Consider the following 15,516-nt stretch of genomic DNA (forward strand, 5'->3'; position numbering starts at 1 on the left):
GGATCAGCCCTTGGCGCCGGCGCACATGACTTCGGCCGAGGCAACGACTTCGCCGTTGACCTTGGCTTCGCCGTAGTACCAGCCCATGTTGCGGATCAGGCGCTTCATCTGCACGTCCAGCATCAGCACGTCGCCGGGGACGACCTGCTTGTTGAAGCGCGCGTTTTCCACCTTGACCATGTAGAACAGCTTGGACTGCGCATCACGGCCCAGGGTGAGCTGGGTCATCACGCCACCGGCCTGCGCCAGCGCTTCGATGATCAGCACGCCGGGCATGATCGGGCGGCCCGGGAAATGGCCCTGGAAGAACGGCTCGTTGATGCTGACGTTCTTCTGCGCGAGGATGCGCTTGGCCTCGATGTCGAGCTCAAGCACCCGGTCCACCAGCAGGAACGGGTAACGGTGCGGGAGCAGTTCCTGGATATGGCAGACGTCGATAGGAAGCTGCAGCGTGTCGTTCATTCTTTCTCCTTGCCAGCGGCCAGGACGCGGCGAGCCAATGCGTCCAGCTGCTTGAAGCGCGCGGCGTTCTTGCGCCACGTGCGGTTGTCGGTCAACGGGGTGCCGGACGAATACTCGCCCGGCTCATGGATGGAGTTGCGGACCACCGACTTGCCGGTGATCACGACCTTGTCGCAGATCTCGAGGTGGCCGACCACGCCGACGTGGCCGCCGAGCAGGCAGTAGCGGCCGATCCTGGCGCTGCCGGCGATGCCGGTGCAGCCGGCGATGGCCGAGTGCGCGCCGATCTGCACGTTGTGTGCGATCTGCACCAGGTTGTCCAGGCGCACATCCTCGTCCAGCACGGTGTCGTCCAGCGCACCACGGTCAACGCAGGTATTGGCGCCGATCTCGCAATCGTCGCCGATGCGCACGCCACCGAGCTGCGGCACCTTGATCCACTTGCCGGCGTCCATCGCCAGGCCGAAGCCATCGGCGCCGAGCACGGCACCGGGATGCACGCGCACGCGCTTGCCGAGCCTGACGCGAGTGACCAGGGTGACCCGCGCGATCAGCTCGCAGCCGGTGTCGAGGCTGCAGTCTTCGCCGATCACGCTGCCGGCGCCGATGATGCAGTTCTCGCCGACCACGCTGCGCGCGCCGATCGACACGAACGGGCCGATATGGGCGCTGGCCGCGACCTGGGCACTGGGATCGATGACGGCACTGGGATGGATGCCCGGCGGGCGCGTCGGCGCGATCTCGAACAGCGCGGCGATCTTGGCGAACGTGGTGTACGGATCCTTGCTTACCAGCGCGGCGCCGGGGGCGGCCTCGACGTCATCGGCACGCAGGACCACCAGCGAGGCCTGGCTGTCGGCCAGCTGGGTGCGGTAGCGCGGGTTGGCAAGGAAGGTCAGCTGGCCAGGACCGGCATGGACGAGGGCGGCCACGCCATGAATGGCGGTGTCCGGGTTGCCATGGACCTGCAGGCCGAACTGCTCGGCGAGTTGCTGGGCGGTGTAGGTGGGAGTATTCACGGCGGGAGTTTAACGTGTGGCGCCATTCCGGTCATGCGGGGGGGCGGGGGGTGGGGGCGCATCGGCTTCCAGATCTGGTAATTCCTGCTGGGTGCCGACTACGGTAGTTGCTCTGACCGGGGCCCGCGCAGCAGGCGCGAGCCATGAACAAGGAACCTTGATGCGCCATCTGCTCTGCTCTGCGGTTGTCCTCGCCATGCTCGCCCCTGCCGGGCTGGCCAGGGCTGCCGATGCAGCCACCGTGTTCGGCGGGCTGTTTACCGATACCTGCCTGGCCGCTTTCAACGACCCCGGCAAGGTCGAGGCATTCATGGAAGCGAGGGGCTTGGCAGCGCTGCCTGACGGAATTGCCCGGAATTTCCTGCGTGGCAACTCAGGCAAGGCCTGGGCCATCGTGCTGGGGGAAGCGAACTATGCGGTCGCGCAGACCGATGAGGGCCTTTGTTCGGTGTTTGCCCGTCAGGCCCAGGCGGAGGCCGTCACCGCCGAGTTCGAACGACTGTTGAAGCACATACCGGCGCCGGTACAGGTGGCCGAACTGGAAAGCGGCGGCCCCAACCGTAACGGCACGCGAACCCGCTCCTGGGGCGTGAATGCTCCGGGATCACCCAACGGCGTCATGTTCGTGCTGACGACCTCGACCGATCCAGAGGCGTCTTTGCAGGCGATGGCCTCGATGGCCCGCGTAGCGACCCGTGAGTTCAAGTTGTTGTCCGCGCCGGACACGCCTTGAGCAGCAGCCGAGCATGGGCTCGGCTCTACACATGGAAACGCCGGGCACTGCCCGGCGCTTCGCACCCCGTCTGGTGGAGAGCCCCCCTTTGTTAAGGGGGGCGCGCCATTGGCGCGGGGGATAGGTGAAATGCGCGGGCAATTCACCGGAGGTGGATCAGTTCTGAGGAACAATGTTCCTCAGAACTGGCCACCGAACGTGAATTGCAGCCGTTCGATCTTGTCGCCGTCTTCCTTCTTCAGCGGGAAGGCATAGCTGATCGAGATCGGGCCGACCGGGGCGCGCCACAGCAGGGCGACACCGGAAGACACGCGCAGTTCGTTGGCCTTGAAGTTCTTGGTGCCGTTGTAGACGTTGCCGAAGTCGACGAAGGCCGAAACACGCGCCGACGGGCTGTCGAACAGGCGCGGGAAGTAGGCTTCGACCGAACCGACGGTCTTCAGCGAACCACCCAGCGGCTGGCCCTCCGGATAGCCCTGGGTCACTTCGCGCGGGCCGAGGGTGTTGTCTTCGAAGCCGCGCACCGAGTTGGTACCACCGGCGTAGAAGTTCTCGAAGAACGGCAGGCCGCTGGCGGTGACGGTACGGGTCTTGCCGTCGGCATCGGTGATGACGCGGGTGTAGTCCTTGCCGTACGCGTCGCCGTAGCCGACTTCGGCGCGGGTGTTGATCACCAGCGACGGCATGATCGGCCAGTACTTGCTGATCTGGTAGTTCAGCTTGTAGTACTCGATGGTCGAGCCCGGCAGCGTGGTTTCCAGGCCGATGCGCTGGTAGGTACCGCGGGTCGGCATGAAGTAGTCGTTGCGCGAGTCGCGCGCCCAGCCCAGCTCCGTGCGCCAGGCATGGAACGTACGCGAGCCGACCGCATCGATGTAATCGATGATCGATGCCGGGGTCGAGCCGCGGTAGGTGGTGATCTGGTTGCTGTCGATGCCGAACATCAGCGAGACGGTATCGGTCTCGGTGAGCGGCACGCCGAACACCACCTGCGCCGAACCGTTGGTGCTGTTGTACTGCGCGGTGTTGAAGTCGGAGTAGTCCAGTTCGCGCCAGGACAGGTTGTAGCCCAGCGACACGCCGTCATCGGTGAAGTACGGGTTGGTGTAGCTGAAGCCGTAGCGCTGCAGGTAGCTGCTGCGCGAGGCTTCGACCGACACGCGGTTGCCGCCGCCGAGGAAGTTGTTCTGCGACAGCTGCACCGAGGTGGTCATGCCGTAGGACTGCGAGTAGCCCAGGCCGAACACGAAGCTGCCGGAGGTGGTTTCCTTGACGTTGTAGACAACGTCGACCTGGTCGTTGCTGCCGCTGACCGCCGGGGTCTCAACGTCCACCGACTCGAAGTAGCCCAGGCGCTGCAGGCGGATCTTGGAGCGGTCGATCGCGGCCTGCGAGTACCAGCTGTTCTCGAACTGGCGCATTTCGCGACGCATCACTTCGTCGGAGGTGCGGGTGTTGCCGCGGAACAGGATCCGGCGCACCGACACGCGCGGGCCCGGAACGACCTGCATGTTGATCGCCACGGTCTGGTCGGGGCGGTTGGTGGTCGGGATCGGGTTCACCTTGGCGAACGCGTAGCCGATGTTGGACAGCGAGTTGGTGATGGTGTCCGAGCTGAACTCCAGCAGCGCACGCGAGAACGTGTCGCCGGCCTTCTGGATCACCATGCGCTCGACGTCCTCCTGCGGGAGGATGGTGTCGCCGCTGACCTTGATCTCGGAGATCTTGTACTGCGCACCCTCGGTCACGCCCGCGGTGAGGAACATGTCGCGCTTGTCGGGGCTGATCGAGACCTGGGTGGAATCGATGCTGAAGTCGACGTAGCCGCGGTCCAGGTACCAGGAGTTGAGCTTTTCCAGGTCGCCGGACAGCTTTTCCTTGGAGTACTGGTCGTCACGGCGGTACCACGACGCCCAGTTGTGCTCCTTGGACTCCCAGGTCTCCAGGATGTCCTTGCTGGCGAACTTCTCGGTGCCGACCAGGTTGACGTGGCGGATCTTGGCCGCCTTGCCTTCCTTGATCGCGATCGCGATGTCCACGCGGTTGCGGTCCAGCGGGCTCACGGTCGGGGTGATCTCGACGGTGTACTTGCCGCGGTCGTTGTACTGGCGGCGCAGTTCCTGGGTCACGCGGTCCAGGCTCAGGCGGTCGAAGGTGCCGCCCTCGGTCAGGCCGATGTCGGACAGGCCCTTGAGCAGCTGCTCGGACTTGATGTCCTTGTTGCCGGTCACGGTCAGCTTGTTGATCGCCGGGCGTTCCTTGACGGTCACCACCAGGATGTTGCCCTGGCGGTCCAGCTGCACGTCTTCGAAGAAGCCGGTCTTGTACAGGGCGCGGATGGTTTCGCCGACCTTGTTGTCGGTGATGGTCTCGCCACGTTCCACCGGCAGGTAGGTGAACACCGTGCCCGAGCTGATGCGCTGCAGGCCATCGACGCGGATGTCGCTGACAGTGAAGGGCTCGGCTGCCTGGGCCAGGGCGGGAGCGCCGGTGACGGCGGCGAGGGCGAGGGCCAGCAGGCGGCGATTGGGGAGTCGCGTCATGTCACGTCCGGTAGGAAGGTCGATTTCATTGGTGCGGGATGCCGACGCTGTAGACGGCAACAACGTGGAAAAGTTCATCGCGGGACCAGGCCGAGGATGTCGTTGTAGAACGCCAACCCCATCAGCCCGGCCAGCAACGCCAGGCCGATGTATTGGCCGGCGGCGATGGCACGCTCGCTCAGCGGGCTGCCCTTGACCAACTCGATAAGGTAATACAGCAGGTGGCCGCCGTCCAAGATCGGGATCGGCAGCAGGTTGATGATGCACAGGCTGAGTGACAGCAAGGCAAGGAACTGCAGGAACCAGTCGAGGCCGCGTTTGGCCGAAACATTGGCGACGCGGGCGATGGTGACCGGCCCGGAAACGTTCTGCAGCGAGGCCTTGCCGGTGACGATGCGGCCCATCATGCCGAGGGAATCGGCGGCCAGGCGGCCGGTTTCGCGCACCGCCACGGTCACCGCGTCCAGCGGGCCGTAGCGCAGCAGGGTGTCGTAGGCCGGGCTGTAGGAGGTGGGGAAGCCCACGCCGATCTGCCAGACCGGGTTGCCCCTGCCGTCCTTGCCCTGGCGGGGTGTCACTTCCAGCGCAAGGCGTTCGCCGCCCCGCAGGACCTCGATCATGCCCGGGCCACCGGCACGGCCAAGCGCCTGGATCTCGCCGATCACCTGGTCAACGCTGTCGATGCGCTGGCCGTCGATCGCCACGATCAGGTCGCCCGGCTGCAGCTGCCCGGCTACCACCGAGTCGGCGGTCAACGAGTCGACCAGCGCCGGCTGCAGCCAGGACTGCCAGTAAAGGCCGGCCAGGATCGGCACCCGCCGTTCATCGAAGCCGGCCGGCAGCTGCGACAGCGGCAGGCTGCGCAGGCGCACCTGGTCGGCGCGGTCGAGCACTTCCAGCTTGACGTCGCGGCGGTCCATCGCGGCGGCGGTCAGCGCCATGCTGGCCTCGCCGAGGGTGGCGACCTGGCGGTCATCCACGCGCAGCACGCGGTCACCGCTGGCCAGGCCGGCGCTGGCGGCAATGCCGTCGACCCGGCCGATGGTCGGCGAATAATCCTGCTTGCCGATCACGAACATCGCCCACAGCAGCAGGATGCACAGCAGCAGGTTGGCGATCGGCCCGGCCGCGACGATGGCGATGCGCTGCCAGACGGTCTTGTGGTTGAAGGCCTGGCCGCGCTCGTGCGGGTGGACCTCGACCTCGCGCTCGTCGAGGAACTTGACGTAGCCGCCGAGCGGGATGGCGGCGATGGCGAACTCGGTGCCGTGCTTGTCGCGGCGTGACCACAGCGGACGGCCGAAGCCGACCGAGAAGCGCAGGATCTTGACCCCGCAGAGGCGACCGACCCAGTAGTGCCCGAATTCGTGGAACGTGACCAGCAGCCCGAGGCTGACAATCATCCACCAGACCGATCCGATGAAGTCAGTCATGCAGGCTCACATTGGCGGGCAGGGGCGGCGTCGTCATGCTGGGCGAGGCGGTCGTTCAGGCGGCGTCGATGGCGTTCAGGGTCAACTGGCGTGCCCGCTGGTCGGCGGACAACAGGACCTCCAGTGTATCGGCTGCTTGGGTCGGCAGTGTTGAAAGAGCGTTAGCAACCAGTTCCGGGATGGTCAGGAAACCGATCCGGCCCTGAAGAAACGCTGAAACGGCCTCTTCATTGGCGGCGTTGAGCACCGCCGGCGCGGTGCCACCGGCCTGCATCGCCTGCCAGGCCAGCGCCAGGCAGGGGAAGGCGTCGGTGTCGGGCGCCTCGAAGTCCAGCCGGCCCTGGGCCAGCAGGTCCAGCCCGGCCACGCCTGATTCGATCCGCTGCGGCCAGCCGAGGCCGACCGCGAGGGTGGTGCGCATGTCCGGCAGGCCCATCTGCGCCAGGGTCGAGCCGTCGACGAACTCGACCAGCGAATGCACCAGGCTCTGCGGGTGCACCAGCACTTCGATGCGCTCGCCGGGTACGGCGAACAGGTGGTGGGCCTCGATCACTTCCAGGCCCTTGTTCATCAACGTCGCCGAATCGACGGAGATCTTCGGGCCCATCGACCATTTCGGGTGGGCGACGGCCTGGGCCGGGGTGACCCCTGCCAGTTCGGCGCGGCTGCGGCCGCGGAACGGGCCGCCGGAAGCGGTCAGCAGGATCCGGCGCACGCCGGCGCCGTCAGTACTGGCGTCGCGCGAGCGCAGGCACTGGAAGATCGCGCTGTGTTCGCTGTCGATCGGGATGATCTCGGCGCCGGCCGCCTCGGCGGTGCGGGTCAGCAGTTCGCCGGCCAGGACCAGCGATTCCTTGTTGGCCAGCAGGATGCGCTTGCCGGCGGCGGCGGCGGCCAGGGTCGAGGACAGCCCGGCGGCGCCGACGATCGCCGCGACCACGGTGTCGCAGGCATCGCTGGCGGCCAGCTGGTCCAGTGCGGCATGGCCGGCGTGGGCCTCGGTGGACAGTCCCGCCTCGCGCAGGCCGTCGCGCAGTTCGGTGAACAGCGATTCGTCGGCGATCACCGCATGGGCCGGCCGGTGCTGGCGGCACAGCGCCAGCAGCGCCTGCACCTGGCGGCCGGCCGCCAGTACGGTGGCCTGGTAGCGCTGCGGGTGCCGGGCGATCACGTCCAGCGTGGAGGCGCCAATCGAGCCGGTGGCGCCGAACACGGCGACCCGGCGCAGGTCTGCGACAGCATTCATGGTCAGAACCCGAAGATTTCCTTGCCCAGCGCGAACACCGGGACCGCGGCCAGGACGCCGTCGACACGGTCGAGCACGCCGCCATGGCCCGGGATCAGGTGGCCCGAGTCCTTGGCACCGGCGTGGCGCTTGATCAGGCTTTCGAACAGATCACCCAGCACCGAGGCGAATACCGCGACCACCGAGGTGATCAGCAGGCCAGGCAGGTGGCCGATGTCGATGCCGGCCAGCCAGCCCAGTCCGAGGGCCACGGCGACGCCGGCCAGCAGGCCACCGAACAGGCCTTCCCAGGTCTTGTTGGGGCTGATCCGCGGCGCCAGCTTGTGCTTGCCGAAGTGACGGCCGGCGAAATAGGCGCCCGAATCAGCGGCCCAGACCAGGGCCAGCGCAGCCAGCAGCCACAGGTGGCCCTGCTTGCCCGGCGGATCGCCGCCGGCATGGATCAGTACCAGCGCGGCCCAGGCCGGGACGATGGCCAGGGTGCCGGCCAGCATCTTCACGATCCGCGAGGGGGCCGTGGGCTGCGCACCGAAGTTGAAGAACCGCAGCCAGACCAGCGCGGCCAGCCACCAGGCAACGCCGGCCAGGGTGGTGATCTGGAACAGCACCAGGGTGCTGCCATCGGCCCACACCAGCAGCACCATCAGCAGCAGGTTCAGCACCAGCAACACGGTGCGCGCGAGGGTGTCTTCGATGCCTGCCAGCTTCAGCCACTCCCACAGGCCGATCAGCAGCACGGCGGCGGCGGCAGCCGCCAGCCACTGCGTCGGCAGCAGCAGGATCGCGGCAATGGCGACCGGCGCCATGATCAGCGCGGCGAGGACTCGGGTCTTGGTCATGGGCTGGAGGTCTCGGTGGCCAGTGCGGCGATCTGGGCGCTGGTCAGGCCGAAACGACGCTCGCGGCTGCCATAGGCGTCCAGCGCCTGCTGCAGCAGATCGGCATCGAAGTCCGGCCACAGGGCCTCGGTGAACCACAGCTCGGTGTATGCCAGCTGCCACAGCAGGAAGTTGCTGATGCGGGTGTCGCCACCGGTGCGGATGAACAGGTCCGGTGGCGGCAGGTCGGCCAGGGCGACCTGGCTGCCCAGCAGCGATTCGTCGATCTGCTCGGGCAGCAGGCGTCCGGCGGCGACTTCAGCGGCCAGGGCACGTGCGGCGCGGGCGATATCCTGGCGGCCACCGTAACTTGCGGCGATCGACAGGGTCAGGGTGGTGTTGTCGGCGGTGCGCTGTTCGGCCAGCTGCATGCGGCTGACCAGGCCGGCGCCGAAGCGCTCGCGTTCGCCGATGAAGCGCACGCGCACGCCACGCCGGTGCAGCTCGTCCACTTCGCGGTCGAGCGCGCCGAGGAACAGCTTCATCAACGCATCGACTTCTTCCTGCGGGCGACCCCAGTTCTCGCTGGAAAACGCGAACAGGGTCAGCGCCGGAATGCCCAGTTCAAGGCAACGCTCGATGGTGCGGTTGACCGCGCGCGCGCCGGCACGATGGCCGATCACGCGCGGGCGACGGCGCTGCTGCGCCCAGCGCCCGTTGCCATCCATGATGATGGCAACGTGGCGGGGCAGGGCGGCCGGCAACGGAGGCGGGACTGAAGGCATCGACTTCAGACCGACAGCAGTTCTTTTTCCTTGTCGGCGACGACCTTGTCGACGTCCTTGATGTTGGCGTCGGTCAGCTTCTGGATGTCGTCTTCGCCGCGCTTCTTCTCGTCTTCGCTGATCGCCTTGTCCTTGACCAGCTTGGCGATTTCCTTGTTCGCGTCCTGACGGATGTTGCGGATCGCGATCTTGGCGCCTTCACCTTCCTTCTGCACCTGCTTGGCCAGCTCCTTGCGGCGCTCCTCGGTCGGCGGCGGCATGTTGATGCGGATCGCGGTGCCCAGCGTGTTCGGGGTGAACTCGGCGTTGTAGAGACCCTTTTCGATCTCCTTGATCATGCTCTTGTCGAACGGGGTGACCAGCAGCGAGTGCGCGTCGGCGTTGGAGATCGACGCAACCTGGTTCAGCGGGGTGCTGGCGTTGCCGTAGGCATTGACCGTCACGCGGTCCAGCAGGGCCGGCGTGGCACGCCCGGTCCGGATGGAGGTGAGGGTGTGCTTCAGAGCGTCGATGCTCTTGGCCATGCGCGTCTGCGCGTTGTTCTTGATGTCGTTGAGCATCGCCCGGTCCTGGATGTATCTGGAATCGGGCGATTATAGGCGAATACGGGACGCTGCCGGGCCTGAATCGGCCCGGTTGTCGCCTCGCGCTCAGGCTCAGGCCGGGTCGCGGCCCTGGACCAGGGTGCCGATGTTCTCGCCGCCGAGGATCTTCAGCAGCTCGCCCGGCTGGCCCATGTCGAACACGCGCATCGGCAGGTCGCTGTCGCGGGCCAGCGCGAAGGCGGCGGTATCCATCACTTCCAGGCCGCGACGGATCACCTCGTCGTAGCTCAGGCTGTCGAAACGGACCGCGTCGCTGTGCTTGTTCGGGTCCTTGTCGTACACACCGTCGACCTTGGTGGCCTTCAGCAGCAGATCGGCACCGATCTCGATCGCACGCAGGGCGGCGCCGGAGTCGGTGGTGAAGAACGGGCTGCCGACGCCAGCGGCGAAGATCACCAGGCGACCCTTTTCCAGGTGGCGGATGGCGCGGCGGCGGATGTAGTCCTCGCACACGTCGTTGATCTTGATCGCGCTCATCACGCGGGCCTTGGCGCCCAGCTTCTCAAGGGCATCCTGCATCGCCAGGGCGTTGATCACCGTGGCCAGCATGCCCATCTGGTCGCCGGTCACCCGGTCCATGCCGCCAGCGGCCAGGCCGGCGCCGCGGAAGATGTTGCCGCCGCCGATGACCAGGGCCACTTCGGCGCCGGCCTGCTGGGCCTCGATGACCTCACGGGCCAGGCGGTTGATGATCTTCGGGTCGATGCCGTAGTCCTCATCTCCCATCAGCGCCTCCCCGGACAGTTTCAGAAGGATGCGGCGATAGGCGAGCTTGGACATAGGGACCTCGGGTGCGTGGAAATCGCGGGGGATTCTACGCGCATGCGGCGTCGTGCCAAAGTGTTTTGTGCACTGCGGCGCAAAAATCCGCTGTGGGCCCCGGCAGGCCGGGGTCTCGCGTTCAGCCCAGCTCGGCGCCAGCAGTCGCCGACAGTTCGTCGTGGCCCAGCGCGCCGGGCGAGCGGGCGATCACCCGGTTGCGACCGAGATTCTTGGATCGGTACAGCACGTCGTCGGCGGCGCGCAGCAGGTCCTGTACGTCGGCGAAGCGTTCATAGCCGCCCTGGGTGGCCACGCCGGCGGAGAAGGTGACGAACAGCGGGCCGCCTTCCAGTTCGGCCATCGGGGTGGCCACGATATTGGCGAGGACCCGGCGGATCACGTCCAGTGCCACCGATTCGCTGGTGTTGGGCAGCAGTGCGACGAACTCCTCGCCGCCGAAGCGGGCGACGGTGTCGCTGTTGCGCAGCTGGCCCTGCAGCTTGCCGGCGAAGGCGCGCAGCACCTCGTCGCCGGTCAGGTGGCCGTGGGCGTCGTTGATCTTCTTGAAATCGTCCAGGTCGATGAAGGCCACCGACAGCGGCCAGCCCTGGCGGCCGGCGCGCAGGAACTCCTGCTCCAGCACCGCCTCCAGCTGGCGGCGGTTGAGCACGCCGGTCAGCGCGTCGCGATGGGCCTGGTCGGCCAGGCGCTTGGCCCGGGCTTCGAATTCGTCGGCGCGGCGGCGGGCCTGGTCGGCATCCTGCAGTTCGCGCAGGTTGCGCAGGGTCGCCAGCTCCTGCGCATGGTCGATCAGCTCGCGCACCCGCATCGGCGAGTTCAGGCCGGCCTCGAACAGGCTGGCGATGTCCGGCAGGGCTTCGCTGATGCGGGCCAGCACCTGGTCGAAACGGGCGCTGTCCAGTTCAAGGCGGTCATGCACCTGCTGCAGGGCGCGCTCGCGTGCGCTGTCGGCATCGCCGTCGAGCCAGATGTCGGCAACCGCGCCGGACAGCTGCACGCAGGCCTGGAACGGGGATTCCGCGGCGTCCTGGTCTTCGCTGTGGCTGATGCTTTCCACCAGGTAGCGCGGCAGGCCCCACTGCTCGGCCACCCAGGCGCCGACCTCGGCGTGGCTGCAGCCCAGCTCGTCGCGCTCGCGCGCGACCAGGTCGGTGTTGTCGCGCGCTTCGCGCAGCAGCGGCAGGTAGCGTTCCGATTCGGCCTGCGCCAGGCACAGCACGCCCAGGTCCTGCAGCAGGCCGGCCAGCATCAGTTCCTCCAGCCGGCGCAGGCCGCGCGCCTGGCCCAGCTGGCTGGCGGCCAGTGCACTGAGGATGCTGCGCTTCCAGGCGCGCTGGCGCAGGTCGTGACCTTCGCCGCCGCCACCGGTCAGGCCCTGGGTGACGGTGAAGCCGAGGGCGAGGCTGATGGTGGCGTTCAGGCCGAGCATGGTCAGCGCCTGGCCGAGGTTCTCGATCCGGCGGCGGCTGGCGTACAGCGGTGAATTGGCGATGCGCAGCATGCGAGCGCTCAACGCCATGTCGATGGCGATGATGTCGGCGGCGGTGGCGATATCCGCTTCCGGGTCCTGGGCCAGTTCGATGATGCGCAGGGCAATACCGGGTGGCGAAGGCAGGTTGCGGCAGAGCGCCAGGGCAGCTGTCAGCTCGGGAGGCATGTCGGGTCGTTCAATTCCATTAGGACAAGAATACCTAGGAATGCATCACAGTCCGCGATTTTCGTTCCTGCTAGATGACTGTGTATTCCCTGGGCTGAGTATCGGCTTGATTCGCGCGCAACGCAAAGGTGTCGGTGTGCGCAGCTGCGGAGGCTGTGCGCACCAACGGTGCGCACCCACAGGCCCGCCGGCATGAAGCCCACAGGCCCACCGGCATAAAAACCGCCGGTCCACCGGCATAAAAAAAGAGCCGCGGTTTCCCGCGGCTCCCTGGGTTTGCTTCACAGCCGGAAGGCTGGAATCAGACCTGCATCGCCTTGGCAACTTCGGCGGCGTAGTCTTCCACCACCTTCTCGATGCCTTCGCCGACGATCAGCAGCTGGAAGCCCGCCACGTCGGCGCCAGCGGCCTTGACCACCTGCTCGACGGTGGTGTCGCCCAGCACATAGGTCTGGCCGTACAGGGTCACGTCGCTGACGATCTTGTTGATCTTGCCGCTGATGATCTTTTCCAGGATCTCGGCCGGCTTGGCCTTGTCCTTTTCGGACATCTTGGCCAGCTCGATTTCCTTTTCCTTCTCGACGAAGTCGGCCGGAACGTCCGCAGCCTTGTTGTGCGGCGGCTTCAGGGCAGCCACGTGCATGGCCAGGCCACGGGCCAGCTCGACGTCGCCGCCGACCAGGTCGACCAGCACGCCAACCTTGCCGTTGGTGTGGACGTAGGCGCCGACGGTGTTGTTGCCGTCAACCTTGACCATGCGACGGATCTGGATGTTCTCACCCAGGGTCTGCACGGCGGTGGCGCGGGCTTCTTCAACGGTGCGGCCATCGGCCAGCTTGGCAGCCTTCACGGCTTCGACGTCGGTGGCGCCCGATGCCAGGGCGGCAGCGGCGACAGCGTTGACGAAGGACTTGAAGTTGTCGTCGTTGGCGACGAAGTCGGTTTCCGAGTTGACTTCGACCAGCACGGCCTTGCCGCCGTCCTGGGCCAGGCCCAGACGGCCTTCGGCGGCCACGCGGTCAGCCTTCTTGTCGGCCTTGGCAGCGCCGGACTTGCGCATGGCTTCAGCAGCAGCGTCGATGTCGCCGTTGGCTTCGGTGAGAGCCTTCTTGCATTCCATCATGCCGGCGCCGGTGCGCTCGCGCAGTTCCTTGACCAGGGAAGCAGTGATTTCCACGGGATTACCTCACGAAAGAAAGGGGTTGGGCCGGCATGGTGGCCGGCCCGTATGACACAGTCCTGTCACGCGCCAAAGGCTGCGCGCAGGGAGGGTGGATGCCGGGCGTCCACCCCGGGGCCTGGATCAGGCCTGGGCGTCGTCGCCCTTCTTGGCAGCCTTCTTGGCCGGAGCGCGGCGGGCCGGCTTGTCTTCGCCTTCAGCAGCGGCTTCAGCGAACTCTTCCTCACGCACCGAAGCGGCGTGCGGAGCAGCAGCCTTGCCTTCCAGCACGGCGTCGGCAGCGGCGCGGGCGTACAGCTGCACAGCGCGGATGGCGTCGTCGTTGCCCGGGATGGCGTAATCAACCAGTTCCGGGTTGTAGTTGGTGTCGACCACGGCGATGACCGGGATGCCCAGCTTCTTGGCTTCCTTGATCGCGATGTCTTCGTGGCCGATGTCGATCACGAAGATGGCGTCCGGCAGACGGTTCATGTCCTTGATGCCGCCCAGCGAGGCTTCCAGCTTGTCGCGCTCGCGACGCAGGCCCAGCACTTCGTGCTTGACCAGCTTCTCGAAGGTGCCGTCGGTTTCACCGGCTTCCAGTTCCTTCAGGCGGGCAACCGACTGCTTGACGGTACGGAAGTTGGTCAGGGTGCCGCCCAGCCAACGCTGGTTCATGAACGGCATGCCGCAACGCTCGGCTTCTTCCTTGATGGTTTCGCGGGCGCTGCGCTTGGTGCCCAGGAACAGGACGGTGCCGCGCTTCTGGGCAACCGACGAGATGAAGTTCATCGCGTCGTTGAACAGCGGGACGGTCTTTTCCAGGTTGATGATGTGGATCTTGCCGCGGGCGCCGAAGATGTACGGAGCCATCTTCGGGTTCCAGTAGCGGGTCTGGTGGCCGAAGTGGACGCCGGCTTCCAGCATCTGACGCATGGTGACCTGGGGCATTGCAATACTCCTGATGGGGAACCAGCGATTCCGCCCGCGGGATAGGTGTGCGGGACGCGTGGAAGCGCGATCGGTTCCGGGGTTGGGCTTCCCTGTTGCCTCCGTGGCCGAACTCCTTGCGGAGCACCCCGGCACGGATGGGGGCAGCAGGTGTGGATTCACCGGTGACGTCCGGTGTGGACGGGTTCCCGCGCACGCTGGCGGCAGGAATCCGGTCGATTATAGCCCGCTCGCCGCGCTCGCCGCAATTGCCGGGTCAGGCGAGGCCAGCTCGACCACGCGGCCGTCCTGCAGGCGTGCCTGGAAATGGCCGCTGGCGTAGCCGTCGGCCTGCGCGGGCAGGGCCCATCGGCGTTCGTGGCCGGCCAGCAGGTAGCCGGCCAGCCCGGGCAGCAGGAGGGTGCGGCGGCCATCGCTGGCGATGAACGCGAGGTCGTGCAGGCGTGCGTGCAAGCTACCGGTATTGCTCAGTCGCAGGTAGGGCTGCGACGGATTCCGCTCTATCCCGGCCTGCAGGCGCGGCTGCGCCGAGGGGGCGGACTGGCCCCGGAACAGCGGCAGTGAGTAGCGTGGCAGGTCGGGCGTGGCGGGGGCGAGCACGATCCGGTAGGCCTGCTCGCCGGCCACTGCGGTTGGCTGGCGCGGCAGCAGCCAGACGCGCTGGCGGGTGCCGGGCGGGAGGTCCAGGCGGGTGGGGCTGGCCACGATCCGGTCGCTGGGGCGGAGGATTTCGGCGTCCGCCTGCTGCTCCCAGGCCAGGATCCGCACCTGCCCCTGCCAGCGGCCGGGGCCAGGGTTGTACAGCCACAGCTCGCTGCGGCCACCTTCGGCGGGCAGCTGCAGGGTGGTCGGCAACAGGTCCAGTGCCGCCGCGGGCAGCGCCAGCAGCAGTGCCAGCAGGGTCAGCAGCATGCGCATCAGTAGATGACGGTTACCGCGGGCGCCGCATCTTCGTCGCCGGCCGGCGGGGCAAGGTCGCGGATCTGCGGTGGCAGTTGCGGTGCATCGCTGCGCTGATGGGGGGCCAGGCAGTGCATGCGGGTGGTGTCGTCGCTGCAGGCTTCGACCACGGTCAGCCGGATCTGCAGGTTGCTGCTGCTGGGGTCGGCCCACGCGGGCGTACTGGCGACCAGCATCGCCCCGATCAGAAATACGCGAACCACCTGCCGACCACCGTGCTGTAGGACTCGCTGCGCGGTATCGGCAGGATCCACCGGATCTGTAGCGCGAAGCTGTCCCTGCATGCGACCCCGCCCTGGTGGGGGCCGACCGTTGGTCGGCACGCGAACCCTGCTCTGGTGGGTGCCGACCGTGGGTCGGCA

15 protein-coding genes are annotated in these 15,516 nt (G+C 67.0%); 1 reads left to right on the forward strand and 14 read right to left on the reverse strand.

Annotated features, from left to right (window positions below):
- Positions 1–3 precede the first annotated feature (3 nt).
- Together fabZ and lpxD are read right to left on the reverse strand one after the other, a co-directional pair.
- A complete protein-coding gene (fabZ, locus tag Q0P60_RS02070; protein ID WP_294987724.1) occupies positions 4–462 on the reverse strand; it encodes a 3-hydroxyacyl-ACP dehydratase FabZ in 459 nt (152 codons plus the stop codon).
- Entirely contained in the window at positions 459–1,481 is a 1,023-nt protein-coding gene (gene lpxD / locus Q0P60_RS02075) for a UDP-3-O-(3-hydroxymyristoyl)glucosamine N-acyltransferase (RefSeq protein WP_294987726.1), read from the reverse strand. The genes fabZ and lpxD overlap by 4 nt, the downstream gene beginning before the upstream one ends.
- A gap of 160 nt (positions 1,482–1,641) precedes the next feature.
- On the opposite strand from lpxD, the gene Q0P60_RS02080 reads away from it, so the two are divergent.
- Positions 1,642–2,214, forward strand: coding sequence for a hypothetical protein (locus Q0P60_RS02080; RefSeq protein ID WP_294987728.1), 573 nt, complete (start codon positions 1,642–1,644; stop codon positions 2,212–2,214).
- 179 nt (positions 2,215–2,393) lie between these two features.
- On the opposite strand, the gene bamA is transcribed toward Q0P60_RS02080, so the two are convergent.
- The 12 genes from bamA to Q0P60_RS02140 form a co-directional block, all read right to left on the reverse strand.
- On the reverse strand, positions 2,394–4,757 hold the full coding sequence (gene bamA, locus Q0P60_RS02085; RefSeq protein ID WP_294987730.1) for an outer membrane protein assembly factor BamA: 2,364 nt from the start codon (positions 4,755–4,757) through the stop codon (positions 2,394–2,396).
- 74 nt (positions 4,758–4,831) lie between these two features.
- Positions 4,832–6,190, reverse strand: a complete 1,359-nt coding sequence (rseP, locus tag Q0P60_RS02090; RefSeq protein ID WP_294987732.1) for an RIP metalloprotease RseP — start codon at positions 6,188–6,190, stop codon at positions 4,832–4,834.
- A gap of 55 nt (positions 6,191–6,245) precedes the next feature.
- Positions 6,246–7,436, reverse strand: coding sequence for a 1-deoxy-D-xylulose-5-phosphate reductoisomerase (locus tag Q0P60_RS02095; protein ID WP_294987734.1), 1,191 nt, complete (start codon positions 7,434–7,436; stop codon positions 6,246–6,248).
- 2 nt (positions 7,437–7,438) lie between these two features.
- A complete protein-coding gene (locus Q0P60_RS02100) occupies positions 7,439–8,275 on the reverse strand; it encodes a phosphatidate cytidylyltransferase (RefSeq protein ID WP_294987736.1) in 837 nt (278 codons plus the stop codon).
- Positions 8,272–9,039: a polyprenyl diphosphate synthase gene (uppS, locus tag Q0P60_RS02105; protein ID WP_099551343.1), complete on the reverse strand. Its 768-nt coding sequence runs from the start codon at positions 9,037–9,039 to the stop codon at positions 8,272–8,274. Before uppS ends, Q0P60_RS02100 begins: the two co-directional genes overlap by 4 nt.
- 5 nt (positions 9,040–9,044) lie before the next feature.
- Positions 9,045–9,599, reverse strand: coding sequence for a ribosome recycling factor (gene frr / locus Q0P60_RS02110; RefSeq protein WP_294987739.1), 555 nt, complete (start codon positions 9,597–9,599; stop codon positions 9,045–9,047).
- Positions 9,600–9,695: 96 nt separating this feature from the next.
- A complete protein-coding gene (pyrH, locus tag Q0P60_RS02115; protein WP_294987742.1) occupies positions 9,696–10,424 on the reverse strand; it encodes a UMP kinase in 729 nt (242 codons plus the stop codon).
- A gap of 121 nt (positions 10,425–10,545) precedes the next feature.
- Entirely contained in the window at positions 10,546–12,084 is a 1,539-nt protein-coding gene (locus Q0P60_RS02120; RefSeq protein ID WP_294987744.1) for a GGDEF domain-containing protein, read from the reverse strand.
- 301 nt (positions 12,085–12,385) lie between these two features.
- Complete coding sequence (gene tsf, locus Q0P60_RS02125; RefSeq protein ID WP_294987745.1) at positions 12,386–13,261, reverse strand: translation elongation factor Ts; 876 nt, start codon at positions 13,259–13,261, stop codon at positions 12,386–12,388.
- 126 nt (positions 13,262–13,387) lie between these two features.
- Entirely contained in the window at positions 13,388–14,194 is an 807-nt protein-coding gene (gene rpsB / locus Q0P60_RS02130; protein WP_006427162.1) for a 30S ribosomal protein S2, read from the reverse strand.
- A gap of 219 nt (positions 14,195–14,413) precedes the next feature.
- Positions 14,414–15,112, reverse strand: a complete 699-nt coding sequence (locus Q0P60_RS02135; RefSeq protein WP_294987749.1) for a molecular chaperone — start codon at positions 15,110–15,112, stop codon at positions 14,414–14,416.
- Positions 15,112–15,330 carry a hypothetical protein gene (locus tag Q0P60_RS02140; protein WP_294987831.1) on the reverse strand — a complete coding sequence of 73 codons (219 nt, stop codon included), beginning with the start codon at positions 15,328–15,330 and terminating at the stop codon, positions 15,112–15,114. Before Q0P60_RS02140 ends, Q0P60_RS02135 begins: the two co-directional genes overlap by 1 nt.
- Between the last annotated feature and the right edge of the window lie 186 nt (positions 15,331–15,516).

It is taken from the genome of uncultured Stenotrophomonas sp. (assembly GCF_945952405.1).
Classification (GTDB): domain Bacteria; phylum Pseudomonadota; class Gammaproteobacteria; order Xanthomonadales; family Xanthomonadaceae; genus Stenotrophomonas.